Here is a 6658-nt window from a genome sequence, read left to right on the forward strand (position 1 = left end):
CGGATCTGCGAGGCCCCACCGCCTGCGAAGTAATCACCGAAGCCGAGCGCGACGTCGTCGTCAGTCAGCTTGGACCCGACCCCCTCAGCACCGAATCTGCTCCAGGCGCCTTTCTTGACCGGTTGCGTCGCAGCAGGAGTCCGGTTGCCCTGCTGCTGATGAATCAGGCGGTGATTGCGGGCGTGGGCAACGTGTACCGCGCCGAAGTTCTTTTCAGGCAGCGCATCAATCCCCGGGTCCCCGGGTCATCTCTCGACGGCGGTCAGGCGGCCGGTTTGTGGAATGACCTGGTTGCCATCATGGGCGACGGTGTGCGGGACGGGCGAATCATTACGACGACGGCGGATCACCGCTCCGAGGGCAGCGGCACGGCCCCGCCGTCCGAGGCCCACTACGTCTACAAGCGCGCCGCCCTCCCATGCCGGGTCTGCGGAACACCTGTGCTCATGGCTGAACTGGGTGCGAGAAAGCTGTACTGGTGCCCGGAGTGCCAATCGGGTTGATTGCAGCCGTCCCACCGCGTAAAGAAAAAACACCCTGCGGCGGGGCCGGGGTGTTTTACAGGGAGGGGGCGACGGGAATCGAACCCGCGTAATCAGTTTGGAAGACTGAGGCTTTACCATTAAGCTACGCCCCCAGTGGTTCCGGTTCGCTGCGGTAGACCGGCAGTCCGTTGGAACGCATATAACTACACCACAGGGAATACGGAATGTACAAATGTGCAACGGTGGCGAAAGTTACGTAGACTGTCATCTGCACTAACGGGGTGTAGCTCAGCTTGGTAGAGCGCCTGCTTTGGGAGCAGGAAGTCGCAGGTTCAACTCCTGTCACCCCGACTCTGGATTAAGGTCCAGTATTTCCGTTTCCGGAAGAACGAGTCCACCGTGCGGAACAATCCCAATCATTCAGGAGTCCCAGGCTGTGAAGAGCGCTGTCGAAACCCTCACTCCCACTCGAGTGAAGCTCAATGTCGAGGTCCCGTTCGAGGAACTCAAGCCAAACATCGATGCGGCGTACAAGACAATCGCCAATCAGGTTCAGGTGCCTGGCTTCCGTAAGGGCAAGGTTCCCAACCAGCTGATCGACCAGCGCGTTGGCCGCGGTTATGTGATCGAGACTGCAATCAATGACGGCCTGAACGGCTTCTACCAGAGCGCTGTCGAGGAAACCAAGATTCGCCCTTTGAGCCGTCCCGAGGTGGAAATCACCGAGGTACCCGATCCCAGCGCGCAGGACGGCCAGCTGCTGTTCACCGTGGAATTGGACATCCGGCCCGAGATCGAGCTTCCAGACTACTCCGGCCTTGAAATCACCGTTGAGTCAGTGGAGGCCTCCGAAGAAGATGTCACCAATTCGCTGGATGAACTGCGCGGACGCTTCGGTACTTTGAACAATGTTGACCGGCCCGCCGCGGACGGTGACTTCCTCACGATCGACCTGAACGCGAAGATCGGTGACGAGGACGTTGACTCGGCAGCTGACATCTCCTACCAGGTTGGGTCCGGCTCAATGCTTGAGGGCATGGACGAGGCGGTCACGGGGCTCAGCGTTGACGAGTCGGCTATTTTCGAGTCGAAACTCGCAGGCGGGGATCACAGCGGCGAGGACGCCCGGGTGACGGTTGTCGTGAAGGCGGTCAAGGAGCGCGAGCTGCCTGTTGCCGACGACGACTTTGCCCAGCTTGCCAGCGAATTCGACACCATAGCGGAGTTGCGCGAGGACCTCACCAAGCGGGCAGCCGAAGACAAACTGGTTGAGCAGGGTGTCGAGGCCCGTGACAAGGTGCTTGAGAAGCTCCTGGAGCTTGTTGAAGTTCCGGTTCCGGATTCCGTTGTTGACGAGCAGCTTGAGAAGCACTTCAACGACGAGAACTCTCACTCGGCCGGCGAAGACCATGACACCGAAGAGCACCGGGCGGAGGTCCGCGGGAACACCGAGCAGGCGTTCCGGAACGAGATTGTCCTGGACACGGTTGCTGAGAAGGAAGAGATCGGCGTCAGCCAGAACGAGCTGATCGACTACATCGTTTCCACCGCCGGCCAGTACGGGATGGATCCTAACCAGTTTGCCCAGATGCTCGACCAGAGCGGCCAGGTGCCGATGATCGTCGGCGAGGTCCGCCGACGGAAGGCCCTCGCCAAAGTACTGGAACTCGCAGTGGTGAAGGACAGCAACGGAGAGGTCGTGGATCTCAGCGAGTTCGTGCGTCCGGCCGGCGAGAACCCCGAGGGGGAGAATGCCGACGCGACTTCCGACGGTGGCGACATTCAGGACGAGAACAACTCCGCCGACGATCCCGCATCGACCAAGGTCTAACTTCACGGGCGGCCTGCGCCCGTTTGACCCAGAGAAGCCGGCACCCATTTGGGTGCCGGCTTCTCTGCTTTTGGGCGGCAAATGACTGATTGGAAGGCCTGTGGGGAGGCCGCTCCAAAGCCTCCTGGCCAACGATGCGCCGTCAGCGAACAGGTGCTGAAGCGGGAGCAAATCAGGGGCCAAACAAGTTAGTGTCCAGTGAGAGACAAACCTGAGTGAGAGGTCAATCAGCATGGCAACCGAACCCACGCACAGCACCCAGCCAACAATGGCTACAGTCGATCCCGCGAGCCGGGATGACTACATCTACAACCGCCTCCTCAAAGAGCGCATCATCTGGCTCGGTTCGGAGGTCCGCGACGACAACGCCAACGCAATCTGCTCGCAGTTGCTGCTTCTTTCCGCTGAGGACCCTGACAAGGACATATTCCTCTACATCAATTCCCCCGGCGGATCGGTGACGGCCGGCATGGCCATCTATGACACCATGCAGTTCATTCCCAACGATGTGGTCACGGTTGCCACCGGACTGGCCGCGTCGATGGGCCAATTTCTCCTTTCATCGGGAACCAAGGGTAAGCGGTACGCAACTCCGCACGCGCGTATCCTGATGCACCAGCCCTCGGGCGGGATCGGCGGCACTGCGTCTGACATCCGCATCCAGGCCGAGCTGATCCTGCATATGAAGAGGGTTATGGCTGAACTCACCGCGGAACAGACCGGCCAGACAGTCGAAAAAATCCTCGTCGACAACGACCGCGACAAATGGTTCACGGCGCAGCAAGCACTGGAGTACGGGTTCTTCGACAAGATCTCCGCCCACGCGGGCTCCGTGTCCGGCGGCGGCGGCACCCAGCGCGACTGACAACCGGCACCTGTTCCCACCCACATTTCGCACCTGTCAACAGGAGACCACAATGAATCACAACTTCAACGCAGAACCCGGCGGCCGCGCACCAGAGCTTCCCACCAGCCGCTACGTCCTGCCGCAGTTCGAAGAGCGCACGCCGTATGGATTCAAGCGCCAGGACCCTTACACCAAGCTGTTCGAGGACCGCATCATTTTCCTCGGCGTGCAGGTCGACGACGCATCAGCGGATGACGTCATGGCCCAGCTTTTGGTCCTTGAGTCCACCGACCCGGAACGCGACATCACCCTGTACATCAACTCACCCGGCGGATCCTTCACGGCCATGACCGCCATCTACGACACCATGCAGTTCATCAGGCCCGAGATCCAGACCGTCTGCCTTGGGCAGGCGGCCAGCGCCGCAGCGGTTCTGCTTGCCGCGGGCGCACCCGGAAAGCGGTTGGCCTTGCCCAATGCGCGGGTGCTTATTCATCAGCCGGCGCTGGGCGGCGGCCAAGGTGGTCAGGCCTCAGACTTGGAAATCCAGGCCAACGAGGTCATGCGCATGCGTACCTGGCTGGAGGACACACTGGCCCTGCACAGCGGCAAGACGTCCGAGCAGGTAAACATCGACATCGAGCGGGACAAGATTCTCACCGCGGCTGACGCGAAGGCATACGGCTTGGTGGATGAGGTCCTGACCTCGCGGAAGATCACCCCGCCAAAGATCAACAAGCCATAGGCGGCTCTCAACCGCCAGGCAAATGCCCGTGATGCGTAAGATAAGCACCACGGGCATTTTGGTGGCTGAATCGACACATCAAGTGGCTTAGAGTGGAACATAGTCGACTCCAAAAGACGGATGGGTTCACACGGGCTCAGCGCAATACCGAGGACCACGTAAGGGGACTGACACATGGCTCGCATAGGTGAGAGCACGGATCTACTGAAGTGCTCCTTCTGCGGCAAAAGCCAGAAGCAGGTCCGGAAGCTGATCGCTGGACCAGGTGTCTACATCTGTGACGAATGCATTGACCTGTGCAACGAGATCATCGAAGAGGAGCTGTCCGAGGTAGCGGATCTGGGCACCTTCGAGCTGCCCAAACCGCGCGAAATCTTCGATTTCCTGCAGGAATACGTCATTGGCCAGGAGCCTGCGAAGCGCTCACTGGCAGTGGCCGTCTACAACCATTACAAGCGGATCCAATCGGGACATACTCCGCGTGCGTCGGCAAGCCTTTCCGATGCCTCCCCGGCTGAGGATGTGGAGATAGCCAAATCCAACATCCTGCTGATCGGGCCCACCGGATGCGGCAAGACCTATCTGGCGCAGACGTTGGCCCGGCGGCTCAACGTGCCCTTCGCGGTGGCCGATGCAACGGCGCTGACCGAGGCTGGGTATGTAGGTGAAGACGTCGAGAACATCCTACTCAAACTCATTCAGGCTGCTGACTATGATGTCAAGAAGGCCGAGCAGGGCATCATCTACATCGACGAGATAGACAAAATTTCCCGGAAGAGTGAGAACCCGTCGATTACGCGTGATGTTTCCGGCGAGGGCGTGCAGCAGGCCCTGCTGAAAATCCTTGAGGGAACGGTGGCCTCGGTTCCGCCCCAGGGTGGACGCAAGCATCCCCACCAGGAATTCATCCAGATAGACACCACCAATGTCTTGTTCATCGTTGCCGGGGCATTTGCGGGACTCGAGGAAATCATTGGATCCCGCGCAGGACGGAAGGGAATCGGTTTCGGTGCTCCGCTGAGCTCGCTGAAGAATGAGGAAGTCAGCTACGGCGATGTCATGCCGGAGGACCTGCTGAAGTTCGGGCTCATTCCGGAGTTCATTGGTCGCCTGCCGGTCATCACCACCGTCACACACCTCGACCGGCCGGCGCTGATGCAGATCCTCACCGACCCAAAGAACGCACTGGTCAAGCAATACCAGAAGATGTTCCTGCTGGACGGCGTTGAACTGACCTTCGAGCAACAGGCACTTGAGGCGATTGCCGACCAGGCTCTGGAGCGCGGAACTGGTGCCCGCGGACTGCGGGCCATCATGGAGGAAGTCCTGCTTCCGGTCATGTTCGATCTGCCCAGCCGCGATGATGTCGCGACGGTTGTCGTCACCGAAGCCGTCGTTGCCAAAAAGGCTGAGCCAACCCTCATTTCCCACGACGTGGTGGCCAAGAGGCGTAATAAGTCAGCCTGATCGGTTCAGTGCAGCCTGATTGATGCTGCCGGCTGGAATATGAGAGCGCCGACACCGGTTGACGTGAAGAGGAACCTTGTTTCCTCCATATCGACTCCCCACTCTCCTAAGGAGCCACTTCAAATGACTGCAACAGCCACAGAAACTGCTGAGACCACGCAGGCAACCGAGACAGCCGATTTCTGGTTTGATCCCGCCTGCCCGTTCGCCTGGATCACCTCCCGTTGGATAGGTGAGGTTGAGAAGGTTCGTAACATCGAGGTGAACTGGCACGTCATGAGCCTGGCCGTCCTGAACGAGGGCCGCGATCTGCCGGAGGAGTACCAGTCGTTGATGGGAAAAGCATGGGGTCCTGTCCGGGTCATCATGGCCGCTGCAGACCTCCACGGTGTGAAAAACGTCAAGAAGCTCTACGATGCGATGGGAACCCGGATACACATCCAGGAGAATAAGGACTTCGACGACGTAATTGTCCAATCCCTCGAGGAGGCAGGTCTTCCTGAGGACCTCGCGAAGTATGCGGCAAGCAGCAAATATGACACGGCTCTGCGGGCATCCCACCAACAGGCCATCGACAAGGTGGGCGACGAAGTCGGCACGCCGGTGGTTGCCTTCAACGGAACCGCCTTCTTTGGTCCGGTGCTCACCCGGATACCACGCGGAGAGGACGCTGGCCGGATCTTTGACGGTGCCGTCATGATGTCTGAATTCCCTGAGTTCTTCGAGCTCAAGCGTTCACGCACCGAAAGCCCGAAGTTTGACTAAAGTTTGACTGATTCAGGCCTTGTGCGATCCGGACGACCGGCGCATAATCATACGTACCCACTTCTTCGGAAGAGGGCCACGGTCACCAAAACTTCAGTGACATGCAGCGGCAGCATCTCAAGATCCTGCCAAAGCGGCAGCCGGTGACGAGGCTGTAAGACCTGGAGCTGGCGGAGTCCGCGAGACCCGAAGCGTCACACAACGGATCGAAGTCGAAGCCCCTCCAACGCGTATACGCTGAAGGGGCTTCCCCTTTTAACCCGTACTATTCCGACTCGGTTTCCGGCTGCGCCAGTTCCACATCACTAACCGTCAGGTCGCCGTCGTGCGTTTTCAGAGTCAATTCCCGGGCATTACCAGCGGCCAAAAGATCGCCCAGCGCCGCCTCGAGCTGCGCCACCTGAGCGTCGGATCCACTGACGACGGCGGAAACCACTTCGGTCCTTTGCTTCACCTTGGCCTCGGATTTGGCCTTGCGGATTCCGCTCAGTGCGAGCCCCACCGTGGGCAGGATACCG

Annotated in this window: 7 protein-coding genes and 2 tRNA genes; 7 read left to right on the forward strand and 2 right to left on the reverse strand. The window is 59.6% G+C overall.

Annotation, left to right across the window (positions count from 1 at the left end):
* The coding region (locus tag Y708_RS22310) for an Fpg/Nei family DNA glycosylase (protein ID WP_035774986.1) at positions 1-503 on the forward strand (503 nt) is incomplete at its 5' end.
* A 63-nt stretch (positions 504-566) separates the two neighbouring features.
* Here the strand turns inward: Y708_RS22310 and Y708_RS0101930 are convergent.
* Positions 567-637: transfer RNA gene (locus tag Y708_RS0101930), tRNA-Gly, on the reverse strand.
* Between the two features lie 125 nt (positions 638-762).
* On the opposite strand from Y708_RS0101930, the gene Y708_RS0101935 reads away from it, so the two are divergent.
* The 6 genes from Y708_RS0101935 (at position 763) to Y708_RS0101965 (ending at position 6140) form a co-directional block, all read left to right on the forward strand.
* Positions 763-836, forward strand: a tRNA-Pro gene (locus tag Y708_RS0101935).
* An 85-nt stretch (positions 837-921) separates the two neighbouring features.
* Complete coding sequence (gene tig, locus Y708_RS0101940) at positions 922-2316, forward strand: trigger factor (protein WP_028278607.1); 1395 nt, start codon at positions 922-924, stop codon at positions 2314-2316.
* Positions 2317-2584: 268 nt separating this feature from the next.
* Entirely contained in the window at positions 2585-3181 is a 597-nt protein-coding gene (locus tag Y708_RS0101945; protein ID WP_028278608.1) for an ATP-dependent Clp protease proteolytic subunit, read from the forward strand.
* Between the two features lie 52 nt (positions 3182-3233).
* The gene (locus Y708_RS0101950; protein ID WP_028278609.1) at positions 3234-3908 is read left to right on the forward strand and encodes an ATP-dependent Clp protease proteolytic subunit; all 675 of its coding nucleotides are present in this window, start codon (positions 3234-3236) and stop codon (positions 3906-3908) included.
* A gap of 174 nt (positions 3909-4082) precedes the next feature.
* Positions 4083-5375, forward strand: a complete 1293-nt coding sequence (gene clpX / locus Y708_RS0101955) for an ATP-dependent Clp protease ATP-binding subunit ClpX (protein ID WP_028278610.1) — start codon at positions 4083-4085, stop codon at positions 5373-5375.
* Positions 5376-5498: 123 nt separating this feature from the next.
* On the forward strand, positions 5499-6140 hold the full coding sequence (locus Y708_RS0101965) for a mycothiol-dependent nitroreductase Rv2466c family protein (RefSeq protein WP_028278611.1): 642 nt from the start codon (positions 5499-5501) through the stop codon (positions 6138-6140).
* Positions 6141-6405: 265 nt separating this feature from the next.
* Here the strand turns inward: Y708_RS0101965 and Y708_RS29530 are convergent.
* The coding region (locus tag Y708_RS29530; RefSeq protein ID WP_162150429.1) for a valine--tRNA ligase at positions 6406-6658 on the reverse strand (253 nt) is incomplete at its 5' end.

The sequence above is a fragment of the Arthrobacter sp. H5 genome, assembly GCF_000520595.1.
Classification (GTDB): domain Bacteria; phylum Actinomycetota; class Actinomycetes; order Actinomycetales; family Micrococcaceae; genus Arthrobacter_D.

What these genes read in the sequence shown, in the direction of transcription:
- Y708_RS0101945 (WP_028278608.1), top strand. Translation starts at nt 2,585, where the DNA reads ATGGCTACAGTCGATCCCGCGAGCCGGGATGACTACATCTACAACCGC.
- Y708_RS0101950 (WP_028278609.1), top strand. Translation starts at nt 3,234, where the DNA reads ATGAATCACAACTTCAACGCAGAACCCGGCGGCCGCGCACCAGAGCTT.
- clpX (WP_028278610.1), top strand. Translation starts at nt 4,083, where the DNA reads ATGGCTCGCATAGGTGAGAGCACGGATCTACTGAAGTGCTCCTTCTGC.
- Y708_RS0101965 (WP_028278611.1), top strand. Translation starts at nt 5,499, where the DNA reads ATGACTGCAACAGCCACAGAAACTGCTGAGACCACGCAGGCAACCGAG.